Origin of the sequence: Subtercola boreus (assembly GCF_006716115.1) — a bacterium.
In the GTDB taxonomy this organism is placed as follows: Bacteria; Actinomycetota; Actinomycetes; order Actinomycetales; family Microbacteriaceae; genus Subtercola; species Subtercola boreus.
The window spans coordinates 1,796,822-1,809,644 of the sequence record NZ_VFOO01000001.1 but is presented as its reverse complement, the minus strand read 5'-3'; the positions used below and the strand labels follow the sequence as shown (position 1 = coordinate 1,809,644).

At 66.8% G+C, this 12,823-nt stretch carries 12 protein-coding genes; 7 read left to right on the top strand and 5 right to left on the bottom strand.

The annotated features are described in order from the left end of the window. Nucleotides 1-29: 29 nt before the first annotated feature. The 4 genes from FB464_RS08485 to FB464_RS08470 form a co-directional block, all read right to left on the bottom strand. Nucleotides 30-1,025 carry an amidohydrolase family protein gene (locus FB464_RS08485; protein ID WP_116414249.1) on the bottom strand — a complete coding sequence of 332 codons (996 nt, stop codon included), beginning with the start codon at nucleotides 1,023-1,025 and terminating at the stop codon, nucleotides 30-32. Nucleotides 1,026-1,187: 162 nt separating this feature from the next. Next, nucleotides 1,188-2,054: a fumarylacetoacetate hydrolase family protein gene (locus tag FB464_RS08480; RefSeq protein ID WP_116414250.1), complete on the bottom strand. Its 867-nt coding sequence runs from the start codon at nucleotides 2,052-2,054 to the stop codon at nucleotides 1,188-1,190. A gap of 61 nt (nucleotides 2,055-2,115) precedes the next feature. Further along, on the bottom strand, nucleotides 2,116-2,724 hold the full coding sequence (locus FB464_RS08475) for a VOC family protein (protein ID WP_116414251.1): 609 nt from the start codon (nucleotides 2,722-2,724) through the stop codon (nucleotides 2,116-2,118). A 110-nt stretch (nucleotides 2,725-2,834) separates the two neighbouring features. Next, nucleotides 2,835-3,614, bottom strand: a complete 780-nt coding sequence (locus FB464_RS08470; protein WP_116414252.1) for an IclR family transcriptional regulator — start codon at nucleotides 3,612-3,614, stop codon at nucleotides 2,835-2,837. A gap of 103 nt (nucleotides 3,615-3,717) precedes the next feature. On the opposite strand from FB464_RS08470, the gene FB464_RS08465 reads away from it, so the two are divergent. The 7 genes from FB464_RS08465 (at nucleotide 3,718) to FB464_RS08435 (ending at nucleotide 11,775) form a co-directional block, all read left to right on the top strand. Next, nucleotides 3,718-5,313 (top strand): FAD-dependent monooxygenase, encoded by a 1,596-nt coding sequence (locus FB464_RS08465; RefSeq protein ID WP_116414253.1) that lies wholly within the window; start codon nucleotides 3,718-3,720, stop codon nucleotides 5,311-5,313. Then, entirely contained in the window at nucleotides 5,310-6,263 is a 954-nt protein-coding gene (locus tag FB464_RS08460) for an amidohydrolase family protein (RefSeq protein WP_116414254.1), read from the top strand. Before FB464_RS08465 ends, FB464_RS08460 begins: the two co-directional genes overlap by 4 nt. 8 nt (nucleotides 6,264-6,271) lie before the next feature. Further along, nucleotides 6,272-7,768, top strand: a complete 1,497-nt coding sequence (locus FB464_RS08455) for an aldehyde dehydrogenase family protein (protein WP_116414255.1) — start codon at nucleotides 6,272-6,274, stop codon at nucleotides 7,766-7,768. Between the two features lie 118 nt (nucleotides 7,769-7,886). After that, the gene (locus tag FB464_RS08450) at nucleotides 7,887-9,224 is read left to right on the top strand and encodes an MFS transporter (protein WP_116414256.1); all 1,338 of its coding nucleotides are present in this window, start codon (nucleotides 7,887-7,889) and stop codon (nucleotides 9,222-9,224) included. Further along, nucleotides 9,225-9,983 carry an SDR family NAD(P)-dependent oxidoreductase gene (locus FB464_RS08445; RefSeq protein ID WP_116414257.1) on the top strand — a complete coding sequence of 253 codons (759 nt, stop codon included), beginning with the start codon at nucleotides 9,225-9,227 and terminating at the stop codon, nucleotides 9,981-9,983. A 34-nt stretch (nucleotides 9,984-10,017) separates the two neighbouring features. After that, nucleotides 10,018-10,998 (top strand): alpha/beta fold hydrolase, encoded by a 981-nt coding sequence (locus FB464_RS08440; protein ID WP_116414258.1) that lies wholly within the window; start codon nucleotides 10,018-10,020, stop codon nucleotides 10,996-10,998. Between the two features lie 6 nt (nucleotides 10,999-11,004). Beyond that, entirely contained in the window at nucleotides 11,005-11,775 is a 771-nt protein-coding gene (locus tag FB464_RS08435) for an SDR family oxidoreductase (RefSeq protein ID WP_116414259.1), read from the top strand. Here the strand turns inward: FB464_RS08435 and FB464_RS08430 are convergent. After that, entirely contained in the window at nucleotides 11,729-12,823 is a 1,095-nt protein-coding gene (locus tag FB464_RS08430) for an amidohydrolase family protein (RefSeq protein WP_116414260.1), read from the bottom strand. The two genes, FB464_RS08435 and FB464_RS08430, sit on opposite strands and share 47 nt — an antisense overlap.

Below are 12,823 nucleotides of genomic sequence, written 5' to 3'. Positions count from 1 at the left end.
CGGCGGGCTGCCCGGCTGATAAGGGGGAGTCAGGTCAGGCCCAGCAGTGTCTCGGCATTTCGGTGCGCGATCTTCTCCCTGTCGTCGACCGAGAGGTCGGCCTGCTCGAGGAAATCGGCGGCACCGCGTTGCGAGACGAACGGGTAGTCGACGGCATACATGATCCGATCCACCCCGACGAGGTCGATGCAGAATCGGAGCTGCGCCTGAGAGAACATGCCGCTCGGCGTGATGTGCATGTTCTCGCGCACGTACTCGCTCATCGTCCGGTCGAGCCCTGTGGTCTTCTTCGGCATTGCTTCGTCGAGACGTTCGAGGAAGAACGGAATCATCTCCCCCCAGTGCCCGAGAATGAACTGCAGCTTCGGGCACCGGTCGAAAGTTCCCGACAGAACAAGATGCAGGAAGTGCACGGCGGTTTCCTGGTGCCAACCCCAGGCGACGGTCTGGAACCGTGTCGTGACCAGGTTTCCGAGACCCGCGTAGTTCGACTCCGTGGTCGCAAGCGGCGGCGCGGCGGGGTGCAGGTAGATCGGCGTCCCGAGTTGCGCCGCCCGCTCGAGGATCGGGTCGAATCGCGGATCGTCGAGAAAGAGGTCCTCGGTGCGACCGTTGATCATGGTGCCCACGAACCCGAGCTCGGTGACCGCGCGCTCGAGCTCGTCGGCCGCGGCTTCGGGAACAATGGTGGGCAGTGCGGCGAAACCGGCATAGCGGCCCGGATGCCGGTTCACTGTGCCAGCCAGCCAGTCATTCGACCCCTTCACCAGGTCGACGGCCACGTCGGCGGGCAGGAGCTGGGCTGTGAGAACAGAGAGCACCTGGGTCGTGATGCCGTTGGCATCCATGTCGGCGATGCGCGCGGCATCCACGTCGAGCAGCACCTCGGCACTCGGCGAGTGTGGTGCGCCGAGAGCCGAATCGAACGCTTCGGTGAACCATGGCGTCAGCTCTGCCGAGTTGGCCGCACTCGCCCGAGCGATGTCGAGATTCAGAAAGTGTTCTTCGAGAGTGATGATCTTCACACGCGGCCTCGTTTCGATGACAGGATCTCCGCCTCGACACAGTTCGATGAGGCGGCGTTACCGACTCTCCGCGGTGCGGCAGGTTTCGCGCTAGGGCGCTGGATCCAAGGTGCGACCGCACGATTGGCGACCTGGCACAAGACGAGGGTGCCTGCCAGTCGGTCAGGGGCGGCCAGCGAAGCGTTGGACGATCGTGCCGACGGCCTCGATCTCCGTGGTCAGCACGTCGCCGGCCCGGAGGTACAGGCGCGGCGTCCGCCCGTGACCGACTCCGGCCGGGGTGCCGGTGAAGATCACGTCTCCCGGCAGCAGCTCGAGCACCGCTGAGAGCCGGGCGACCAGCGTCGGAATCGAGAAGATCATGTCGCGGGTTCTGCCGTTCTGCAGAACCTCGGTCGAGCCGTCGGCGCGGGTCAGGGTGCACCGAACCGACAGGTCGCTTCGGTCGGCGAGCGTGTCGATCTCGTCGAGTGTGACGACGCTGGGCCCGACTGGCGAGAAACCCGTTCGGGATTTTCCGAGGCTGAACTGCGGCGGGTGGCCCCAGAACTGCACCGTGCGATCGCTCAGGTCCTGTCCGACCGACAAGCCGGCGATGTGACTCCACGCGTCGTCTTCGGAGATGTCGGTTCCGCCCGTTCCGATGACCGCGACGAGTTCGGCCTCCCAGTCGACCGTGTCGCCGGGCAGCTCGACGTCGATGTCGGGGCCGGCGAAGCTCGAGACGAACTTCGTGAAGACAACCGGGTCTTTCGGTGCCTCGAAGCCCGATTCGTCGGCGTGGGAGGCGTAGTTGAGGCCGATGGCGAACACCTGGGCCGGCCGCGGAATGGCCGCGCCGAGTGCCGAGGCCTCGAAAGGCTCGCCCGACGAGGCATCCTGCGACGTCGCCCAGCCGACGAACTCCTCCCAGCGGGCGTAGACGCCCTGCGGGTCGGAGGAGAATGCTCCGGAACTTGCTCGCTCGACGTCGAGGGCGTGGTCGCCCTCGACGATGACGAGGCGGCCGGAGAGATTTGCGATGCGCACGATTGCTGCTTTCTGGATCGGTTGGTCTGCTGGGCTGGGTTCGGCGACCGGAGGGTTTCGGCTACCAGAGGTCGGGAAGGTGAACCTCCGGGATCACGGCGGGAACGTACTCGTCGTTTCGTGCGCGGCGATGGATCTCCTCACCCTCGAGACCCTCTCTGCGCGCAGCCACGATCTGGTCGGGATCGAAGAACCTTCCCACGGGGTTCAGGCTGAACTCCTCCGACTCCCACATCCACTCTTTCGATTTGTTCCAGCTGCCGAAGGTGTCGAACTGGATCTCCACCCCGTTGCCTTCGGGGTCCTGGTAGTACATCGACATCGTCATACCGTGGTCGAGGCAGACGAAGGGCCGGATGTCACGTTCCGCAAGCCGCTCGTAGTTGTCGAGCCAGACGTGGAAGTCGCCGTACTCGAAGGCGGTGTGGTGGAGGCCGACGGTGTGTCCCTTGTCGATGGCTTCCTTGAGGTCGGGAAGCGCGAGCAGGGCGATCCGGTGGTTGGCCTCGTCGTTGGTGAGCCAGGCGCCCTCCGAGCCGTGGTAGACCGGCTCGAGTCCGGCGATGGCTTCATAGAAGTCGACCATCTCGTCGAGCTTCAGTGTTGCGAAGGTCGTGTGGTGGAACACGGGCCGGATGATCGGGCGTCGACGGTTGCGGTTCGCAGTCATGGGTTCTCCTCCTTGAGAATCAGACGGAAGTGCCGCGTCTGACTGCGTCATGTGTACCGGAGCGCATCCGGCTGCCCGCAAAAACATCCCAATGGTTGGAAGTCGTCGGGCTACCGCCCGCTGCGCTTCAGGTCGCGTGAGATCGCGCGAGCGATGGCGACGACGGCAGGTTCGAGCATCCGGGTGTCGAGGGAGCCGTCTGCGCCGAGCACCGAGATCGCTGCAGCGCAGGCGCCCGCACGATCGAAGATGGGTGCAGCGACAGACGCTGCCGGTTCGGGCAGCAGCCGTGACATGTAGGCGACGCCCGTTGTTCGAACAGAGTCGAGTTGTGTCTGCAGCGTCGCGGCGGTCATGCGGGTGTGTTCCGGTTCGAGGAAGAGTTCGCGTCTCAGATACGACTCCTGGAACTCGGGGCGACTGTGGGCGAGCAGGATGTGGCCGAGACCGGTGCCGTGCAGCGGCACGCGGCCGCCGACGTGGTAGAGCACCTTGCCGGCACCGGGAGCGGAGAGCCGCTCGACGATGACGGCCTCATCGTTCTCACGAACGGCGAGCTGCACATGCTGCCGGGTCGCGCGATGAAGATCTTCCATGTAGGGCAGGGCAATGGCGCGCAGGCCGTGCCCGCGCGGGGCCAGGGCCGCGTACTCGAGCAGGCGCAGACCGATGGTGAACGTGCCGTCGGCCTGGCGTTCGAGTGCTCCGAGCCGGGCGAGGTGTTGGGCGAGTCGCAGGGTGGAGCTGAGGGGGATGCCGGCTCGCTCACTCAGTTTCGTGAGAGTGAGTGTCGTCTCTTCGTCCGTGAAGGCATCCAGCAGACGAAAGGCGCGGTCGAGGAGTGGTTCGCCTGAAGCGGGGCGCCCGCCGCGTCGGGGAGCTGTGGTCATGTCGTGATAATGCCATCCATTGAAAGTCTCGGCAACGTTCTGCTGGGCGGTGGGGCACTATCGGTTCTGTCGAAGAAGACCGCCTCAGCTCAGGAGTTTCACCATGACCGAAGATGTCGCGCCCGTTCTGATCATCGGCGGCGGCCCCGTCGGGTTGGCGCTGGCCGAAGAGCTGAGCTTCCACGGTGTGGCGGCGACCGTGGTCGAACCCCGTGCCGTCGTCGACCACTCTCGCCCCCGGGCCAAGACCACGTCTGTACGGACCATGGAGCACTTCCGCCGATGGGGCATCGCCGACCGCCTCCGCGAGGTCGCACCATTGACCAGGGAGTGGTCGCAGCGTGTCACCTTCGTGCAGACCGTCACGGGGCGCGAGATAACCCATGTCGATGGATGCCTGGGCCTCGATGCCGGCCCGGAGCTCTCGCCTGAGCCGGCCCAGCAGGTGACCCAGCCGCTCGTCGAGGAGGTGCTACGTGCCGATCTCACCGAAAAGCGGGGGGCCGAGCTCCTTCTCGGCTGGCGCGCGGTCGAGGTGACCGACGGGCCGCAACACGCTCGGGTCGTCATCGAGAACGAGAGCGGTGAGCGCCGCATCCTCTCCGCTCTCTGGGTCGTCGGTGCGGATGGGCCCCGCAGTCCTGTGCGTGCGGCAATGCGGGCCCGCTACGAGGGTTCGGTGGCGGGGCGACCCAACGTCAACATCACGTTCCGCTCGAGAGAGCTGGCCGGCCTCATCCCGCATGAACCGTCGATTCACTACTGGGTTCTGAACCCCGATTCGCCCGGGGTCGTGGGGCCGCTCGATCACTCGGGCACGTATTGGGCGATCTCGACGGGAACGACCCACGTCGACGACGCTGCGCATGCAGTGCGGATCGTGCGTTCCCTCATCGGTGCCGAGGTGGATGTCGAAGTGCTCGCCACCGATCCCTGGCAGGCACGGATGCTGCTTGCAGACACGTACCGCACGGGCCGGCTCTTCATCGTCGGCGACGCGGCCCATCAGAACCCGCCCTGGGGCGGGCATGGATTCAACACGGGTGTGGGGGATGCGGTGAATCTCGGCTGGAAGCTCGCCGCCGTGATCGGCGGGTGGGCACCCGACGAACTGCTCGACAGCTACGGCCTGGAGCGCCGACCCATCGAGACCCAGACGATCGAGTTGGCGGCATCGAACATGGCTTCGCTGTCGATCGACCTCAGCAACCCCCTCCTGATGGCGTCAGGAACGGCCTTCGAGAGCGCGCGAGACGAGTTCGGACCGGTCATCCAAGCGCTGAAGTCACCGGAGTTCCTGAGTTCCGGGCTGGTGCTCGGCTACGGCTACGGCCCCACCTCGAAGGATCAGGCGCCCACGCCGGCCCTCTACGTGCCGAAGACCGAGGCGGGGAACAGGCTGCCGCACCGGTTCATCGGCGGTCGCCCGATCTACGATCTGCTCGGTGAGTGGTTCACGGTCATCGGTACCGCCGATGCGGTCGCACCGCTCCTGGCCGAAGCTCTGCAGCACGCCATTCCGATGCACCACCTCGAGTCGGACGATCCGGGTGTCGTGCTGGTGAGACCCGACCAGCACATAGCGTGGGTCGGCGATGACGCTCCCGATTGGAGCGGGGTACTGCAGTCTGCCCTGCGTGGTTTCTCCGGCAGTCCCGCAGAAGCAACCGAAAGCCACGCCGAAGGGGCGCTCGTATGAAGATCATCGCTCTCGAAGAGCACATGCTGCCGCGCGACATCATCGAGGCGGCCGGCGTCGACCTGGGGCTCCGCGCCGGCAAGCGCGCCGCCGAACTCGACGAGGTGGGCGAGGCGCGACTGCGGGTCATGGATGACGCCGGCATCGACGTGCAGGTGCTGTCGGCCCTCAGCTACTTCGTCCAGGGTCTCGAGCCCAGCCGCGCGGTCGACGTCAACCACAGGATCAACGACCGTCTGGCCGAGATCGTGGCGACGACGCCAGACCGGTTCAAGGCCTTCGCCGCACTGCCCATGAGCGACCCGTCGGGGGCCGCCGATGAACTGACGAGGTGTGTCGAAGAACTGGGCTTCCTCGGGGCCATGATCCACGGCCAGACGAACGGGGTCTTCCTCGACGACCCCTCGGTTCGCCCTGTGCTCGAGGCTGCAGCGCGTTTGGATGTTCCCCTGTACCTGCACCCGGCCCCGCCGCCCGCCGACATCGTCAGCACCTACTACTCGGGTCTGACTCCCGAGGTGGGCGCCTGCCTGTCGACCTCGGGCTGGGGCTGGCACTCGGAGACGGCGATGCACGTGCTCCGGATGGTAGCCCAGGGAGTATTCGAAGAGCTGCCCGAGCTGAAGATCATCGTCGGGCACATGGGCGAAGGGCTGCCGTTCCACATCGACCGCATCGAGGACATGCTGAGCCCGGTTGTCACCGGCCATTCGCTGAGCGTCGCCGAAACGCTCCGCCGCAACCTGTATCTCACCACGTCGGGCTACAACTCCGACATCCCCCTGCTCTGCGCGATCAACGCGTTCGGAGTCGACCGCATCATGTTCTCGGTCGATCATCCCTTCGCCCCCAGCGAGAAGGCGACGACCTACCTCGCCTCCGCACCCCTCGAGACTGCCGACCGCGAGAAGATCGCCCACGGCAACGTCGAGAAGCTTCTCAACATCTAAGGAACGTCATGACCATCTCCCTTGAAACAGCAGCGTCGACCAACGCGTCTTCTGTTGTCAGTTCCCACTTCATCAATGGCGAATGGACGGATGCCGGCGGCCCGACCTTCCCCGTCCACAACCCCCTGAACGGCGAGCTCGTCGGCGAGGCTGCGGCCGGCGGCTCGGCCGAGGCGCGGGCTGCCGTCGAGGCAGCGGCCGCCGCGTTCCCGGCGTGGGCGAACCTGGCACCCGGGGCCCGGCAGCTGCTGTTCCTGAAGGCGGCCGACATCGTGGAGCGCCGCACCGAAGAGCTGGTCGAACTCATGGCGGTCGAGGGTGGAGCGAGCCGCGCCTTCTCGTCGTTCCAGATCCGGTTGTCTGCGGCGATGCTGCGCCAGGCCGCCGGCTGGGGCTACCTGCCTGCGGGCGACGTGCTGCGGAGCGACGTGCCTGGGCGAACCGCGACGGTCACCCGCAAGCCGCTCGGCGTGGTCGCCGGGTTCACTCCCTGGAACGGAGCCTTCTATCTCGCCTGGCGCACCTTCCTGCTGCCGATGGCCTTCGGCAACACGACGGTCATCAAGCCCTCCGAGCTCGCGCCCCGGTCGGCGGGCCTCGTGCACGCCGAGATCCTCGAGGAGGCCGGCTTCCCCGCCGGGACCTTCAACGTGGTCACGCACGCGCCCGGCGAGGCGCCGGCGATCTCCGATGTCTTCTTCGAGAGCCCGGCGGTGCGCTGCATCAACTTCACCGGGTCGGACAGGACCGCGCGCATCCTCGGCGCACAGGCCGGCCGGGCGCTGAAGCGCATGGTGCTGGAGCTCGGCGGCTTCAACCCCGTGCTCATCCTCGATGACGCCGACGTCGAGGAATCCATCAGGGCCGTGACCTTCGGCGCGTTCCTCCACCAGGGCCAAGTCTGCATGAACTCGCGGAAGGTCTATGTTCACAGCTCCCTTCACGACGAGTTCGTGGCGGGCCTGAAAGCCCGCGTCGAGACGTTGAAGATCGGCGACCCCCGCGACCCCGCGGTCATCATCGGGCCGCTCATCAACGACGGTGCTGTTGAGCAGATCGCGGCGCGGGTCCAGGATGCGCTCGACCGGGGTGCGGCGCTGGTGACCGGTGGCACGGCCGACGGCAGACTCTACCCGCCCACGATCCTCAGCCACGTGCCGGCGGATGCGATCTGCTCGACCGGAGCCGACGAGACGTTCGGGCCGCTGCTGGTGATCGAAGCCTTCGACGACGCCGAGGAAGCGTTCCGCGCCTCCCAGAACACTCCCTTCGGGCTCAGCGCGTCGATCATGACGCGCAATCGTGCCCGAGGTCTCGACCTGGCCGCGCGTTTCGACACTGGCATCATCCACATCAACGCGCCGACGATGGCGAGCGAGGCGTCGCTTCCCGTGGGAGGCGTCAAAGACAGTGGCTGGGGCCGTTCGGGCTACTACGCCATCGAAGACTTCACCGAGGTTCGACTCACCACTGTGAGCCGCGAACCCGGGAGGTACCCCTTCTAACAGGATCCACCGGGGGTATTCGCCGACGTCGAAGAAGACGCTCGGTCACAGCACACACATACTGCGCGAGGCGGCATCGGAGCCGCTCCTTCGTCGCGCCACAGAGAAAGGTGTCTCCATGTCCATTCGCGAGTCCATCGATCGCGCTCCACTGAGCCGATATCAGATCCTGGTCATCACCATTTGCCTTGTCATCGTTCTGATCGAGGGGTACGACCTTCTGCTGATGGCATTCTCCGCCTCGGCCGTCGCCGCGGAATGGAAGCTGAACGCCACCCAGATCGGTGTGCTGCTCAGCTCCGTGGGCATCGGTCTGGTGTTCGGTTCAGCCCTGATCGCACCCCTGGCCGACCGTATCGGCCGTCGCCGGATGACGCTGCTCTGCCTCGGCATCGTGATCGTGTCGATGGCTGGCTCAGCGCTCACGACGAACATGACCGAGCTCGGCATCACGCGAGTGATCACCGGCGTCGGTGTGGGCGGCCTGGTGGCCGGCCTGCCCGTTGTGATCTCGGAGTTCTCCCCGCAACGTCGGCGCGCGACGATGGTCGCGCTCGGCACCGCCGGTCTGCCGATCGGTGGAGTCGTCGGCGGCTTCGTCGCGGCCATCGTGCTGGGTACCTACGGTTGGCGGGCGAGCTTCGTCGTCGGTGCGGTGTTCACGCTCATCGTTTTCGTCGTCGTGTTCTTCGCCCTGCCGGAGTCGATCGACTTCCTGCTTTTCAAGCGCCCGAGGAATGCACTGGAGACCGTCAACCGCACCTTGGTGAAAATGAAGCTGGCCGCGATCGATGCGCTGCCCGACCACGAGCCGAGGCCGAAGAACGTGGTCGTGACCGAGCTCTTCTCGGGGAAGAACGGTCGCAAGACCGCGCTGATCGGATTCGCGTTTTTCGTCATGATGGCGGCGTTCTACTTCGCCAACGGCTGGACTCCGCGGCTGCTCCAGCAGGCCGGGATGACCGCCCAGCAGGGCATCGGTGCCGGCGTGCTGCTGAATGTCGGAGGGGCCCTGGCCGCAATCGTCTTCGCCCTGCTCGCCATCGTCTTCAGGAACAGGACTCTGACCATCATCGCCTTCGCGGGCGCAGCCATCGCCTTCCTGTCGATGGGGCTCTCCTTCGGCAGCCTCGGCTGGACGCTGTTTCTCGCACTCGCCGTCGGAGCGCTCATCCAGGCGTGTGCAACCGGTCTGTTCACCATCTCGCCCGAGCTGTTCCCGACGTCTGTGCGCACCACAGGAGTCGGGTTCGCCGTCATGCTGGGTCGCATCGGTGCGATCATCTCGCCCATCCTGGCCGGCGTGCTGATCGACGGCGGGTGGAGCGCTCCGTCGCTCTACCTGCTCTTCGCCCTGCCGCTGGTTCTCGGCGGCCTTGCTGTCGTGGCGCTCGGTCGATCCGGCCGCGAAGCCCGCAAGAGCGGCCTACTCGCTCCAGTGAGTGCCGGCGCGTAGATGCTGCCCGTCACGCCCTCCTTCCGTCTCGACGGCCGACGAGCACTCATCGTCGGCGCGAGCAGAGGCATCGGTCTGGCCGCCGCCGCCGCGCTCGCCGAAGCAGGAGCGGAGGTGTTCGTCGCTGCGCGATCGGAGACGCACCTCGAATCGCTCTGTGCGGAGCTTCGGGCGGAGGGGCGCGTGGCCACGGCCGTCGTTCTCGATGTCTCAGATGCGCGGGCGGTCGATGCTGCCTTCGAGGAGTTCGGACCGGTCGAGATCGTCGTGCACAGCGTCGGGATCAACCGGCCCGTCGAGCTGGTCGATCTGCTCGATGGCGATCTCGACGACATGATCGCGGTGAACGTGCGGTCGGCCTTCGTCGTCGCGCGGGCGGCTGCGCGGAGCATGACCGGCCTCGGCAGGGGGTCGATCATCCTCGTCTCCTCACAGATGGGGCACGTCGGAAGCCCGCGTCGAACCGTGTACTCCGCCACGAAGCACGCCCTCGAAGGGTTGGCGAAGTCGCTCGCCTGGGAGGTCGGTTCTGGGAACGTGCGGGTAAACACCATCTGCCCGACCTTCATCGACACAGAACTGACGAGGCCGATGTTCGACAACCCCGAGTTTCTCGACTGGGTGACCGCACGCAACGCCCTCGGCCGTGTCGGCACGACAGAAGAAGTCATGGGGGCGGTTCTCTTTCTCGCCTCCGACGCCTCGAGCCTGGTGACAGGCTCGTCTCTCATGCTCGATGCAGGATGGACCGCACAGTGACCGAATCATCACCACTACCACAGGAAGCCAGACAATGACCTCTCTCGAAGCCCACGACCACGCCGACATCTTCGTTCCACACACCCTCGAAGAGCGCACCGTCGACCTGGGTGAGATCAGAATGAACTACGCGGTGGCCGGCGACCCGGCGGCTCCCGCGCTGCTGCTCATCCCCTCGCAGAGCGAGTCGTGGTGGGGCTACGAACAGGCGATGCCGCTCCTGGCCGAGCACTTCCAGGTCTTCGCCGTCGATCTCCGTGGGCAGGGCCGGTCCACCTGGACTCCGGGTCGGTACACCCTCGACACGTTCGGCGCCGATCTCGTTCACTTCATCGACCTCGTCATCGGGCGGCCGACCGTGGTGAGCGGCCTGTCGTCGGGTGGCACCATCGCGGCCTGGCTCTGCGCGTTCGCCAAGCCGGGCCAGATCAGGGGCGGCGTCTGGGAGGATTCACCCTTCTTCGCCTCCGAGACGAATCCCGCCTGTGGGCCGTCGGTGAACCAGGGGATGGGCCTCACCTTCGGGCTCTGGAACACCTATCTCGGCGACCAATGGTCGATCGGCGACTGGGCGGGCCTCCAGCGCGCCATTCCGCGGGTGATGCCGCGATCCACGCTGCAAGGCCTCGGGCGGATGTTCCCCATGCCTCCCGGAGAGCGCCCGGCCGGGCCGCCGCAGAACATGAAGGAGTACGACCCCGAGTGGGGCCGGGCGTTCGTCTCAGGGTCGGCGACGGCATCCTGCGACCATCAGAACATGCTTTCGAACGTCAAGGTTCCGGTGCTGGTCACCCACCACTTCCGGCAGGTGGATGAACACACCGGCCGCCTGACCGGAGGTATGACCGACTTCCAGGCCCAGCGGGTGCAGGAGCTCGTTCGCGCCGCCGGCCAGCCCGTCACGTACCTCTCGTTTCCCGAGATGGGGCACGCGATGCACCGGTCGGACCCGCAGCTCTTCGCCGACACCGTGGTCGAGTGGGCGACTCAAGCGGCGCTGCTGGAAGAGGTGTGAGCCACGATGAAGCTCACCGGTAACACCATTCTCATCACGGGCGGAGGCTCCGGCATCGGCCGCGGGCTCGCCGAAGCGCTGAACGCGCGCGGCAACACCGTGATCGTCGCCGGTCACCGCGAAGACCTCCTGGCCGACGTCAGAGCCGCGAACCCGGGCATCCTGACCCGCCTGCTCGATGTGTCGGATGCGACGGCCATCATCTCGGCGGCGAGCGAGCTGACAGCGCAGCACCCCGGCCTGAACATCCTGGTCAACTGCGCCGGCGTGATGATCGACGATGACCCCACCGCCGCCGTCGACGAGGAGGAGCTGCAGCTCGTGATGGGCACCAACCTGCTCGGCCCGATCCGGATGATCTCCGCCTTCGTCGACCAGCTTCGTTCGGTGCCCGGCGGGGCGATCGTCAACGTCACCTCGATGCTCGGTTACGCCCCGCTCGCGCGATCGTCGCTGTACTCGGCGACGAAGGCCGCGATGCACTCGTACACGCTGTCGCTGCGCTACCGGCTGCAGGGCAGCGGCGTCGAGGTGGTCGAGATCGCGCCGCCGCTCACGCGCACCGCGCTGCAGCCGGTGAACCTCACCGACCCCAACGCGATGCCGCTTGACGAGTTCCTGACGGAGACGCTGGAGGCTCTCGAGAGGGGCGAGCCGGAAGCCTACGTCGCTCGCGCCCGCGAACGGCGAGACGCCCAGCGCACCGACGACATCGGAATCACGAGGCATTTCAACGACTCGATGGCTCCGGTGAGGGAGAGACCGCCCGGCCGGTGATCCAGACCTGGCGGATCGCCCGCGTTGCGCTGATGTCGAGGGTCGGATCGGCGTCGAGCAGCACGAGGTCGGCGCGGAGGCCGGGGGAGATCGCGCCCCGGTCCGTGAGGCCGAAGTGCTCGGCGGGCAGCGACGTCGCCGCGCGCAGGGCCTCGACCGGTGTGAGGCCGGCGTCGACGAGCAGCTCGAGCTCGTCGTGCAGGCTCGTTCCGAACAGGGGTGATGCGGGCACGGCCGGTGTCTCGTTGGCATCGGTGCCGGCGAGAATCGGCACGCCGGCCGCGTGCAGGGCACGAACCGAATCGCGCGCGGCGTCATACGACGGGCCGGGGATGCCGGCGGCGGCCAACCGTTCGACGATGCCCTTCATCATGACGAGGGTCGGCGCGACCACCTTTCCGGCTGAAGCGAGGCGCGCCGCCTGGGCCGCCTCGACGGCACGGTCGAGGGGCACGTGGGTGAAGACATCCACGCCCGCTGCTTCGGCCAGGTCGACGGCATCCGACCGCGACGCGTGGGCGACGGTCTGCAGCCCGTGCTCGTGGGCTGCCCTCACCAGTGCCGTGACCGTCTCTTCATCGAAGCCGGGAAGATCGACGACGATCTTGATGTAGTCGGCCCCCTGCTGGACCCGCAGTGCGACCGCGGCCTCCGCGTCGGCTGCGCTCGCGACGAGTGCCTCCTGCGCGGCGGGAACGTTCTTCAACCGTTCGGCGTGCGCGCTGGTCGGCGAAGTCGTCGCCATCATCGCGCTGCGGAGGTCGGTGACCCCTGGCCGACCACGCAGGGCGTTCACGAGGGGAGCGGGCGAACTCATGTCGAGAGCGGTGGTGACCCCGGCTGCGGCGAGGCGTTCCTGATTGTGCGGGCCGTACAGGTGGATGTGGCAGTCGATGAGGCCGGGGATCAGGTAGCCCCCGGCGGCGTCAATGACCTCGGCATCCTGCGGGACGCCGCTGACCAGGACGCCGTCGTCGAACGCGACATCCTTCGGCTCGCTGAATCCGGTTCCCTCGAAGACGCGTGCGCCCCGCAGAATCGTCGCCAC

What these genes read in the sequence shown, in the direction of transcription:
- FB464_RS08475 (WP_116414251.1), bottom strand. Translation starts at nt 2,724, where the DNA reads ATGACTGCGAACCGCAACCGTCGACGCCCGATCATCCGGCCCGTGTTC.
- FB464_RS08470 (WP_116414252.1), bottom strand. Translation starts at nt 3,614, where the DNA reads ATGACCACAGCTCCCCGACGCGGCGGGCGCCCCGCTTCAGGCGAACCA.
- FB464_RS08465 (WP_116414253.1), top strand. Translation starts at nt 3,718, where the DNA reads ATGACCGAAGATGTCGCGCCCGTTCTGATCATCGGCGGCGGCCCCGTC.
- FB464_RS08460 (WP_116414254.1), top strand. Translation starts at nt 5,310, where the DNA reads ATGAAGATCATCGCTCTCGAAGAGCACATGCTGCCGCGCGACATCATC.
- FB464_RS08455 (WP_116414255.1), top strand. Translation starts at nt 6,272, where the DNA reads ATGACCATCTCCCTTGAAACAGCAGCGTCGACCAACGCGTCTTCTGTT.
- FB464_RS08450 (WP_116414256.1), top strand. Translation starts at nt 7,887, where the DNA reads ATGTCCATTCGCGAGTCCATCGATCGCGCTCCACTGAGCCGATATCAG.
- FB464_RS08445 (WP_116414257.1), top strand. Translation starts at nt 9,225, where the DNA reads ATGCTGCCCGTCACGCCCTCCTTCCGTCTCGACGGCCGACGAGCACTC.
- FB464_RS08440 (WP_116414258.1), top strand. Translation starts at nt 10,018, where the DNA reads ATGACCTCTCTCGAAGCCCACGACCACGCCGACATCTTCGTTCCACAC.
- FB464_RS08435 (WP_116414259.1), top strand. Translation starts at nt 11,005, where the DNA reads ATGAAGCTCACCGGTAACACCATTCTCATCACGGGCGGAGGCTCCGGC.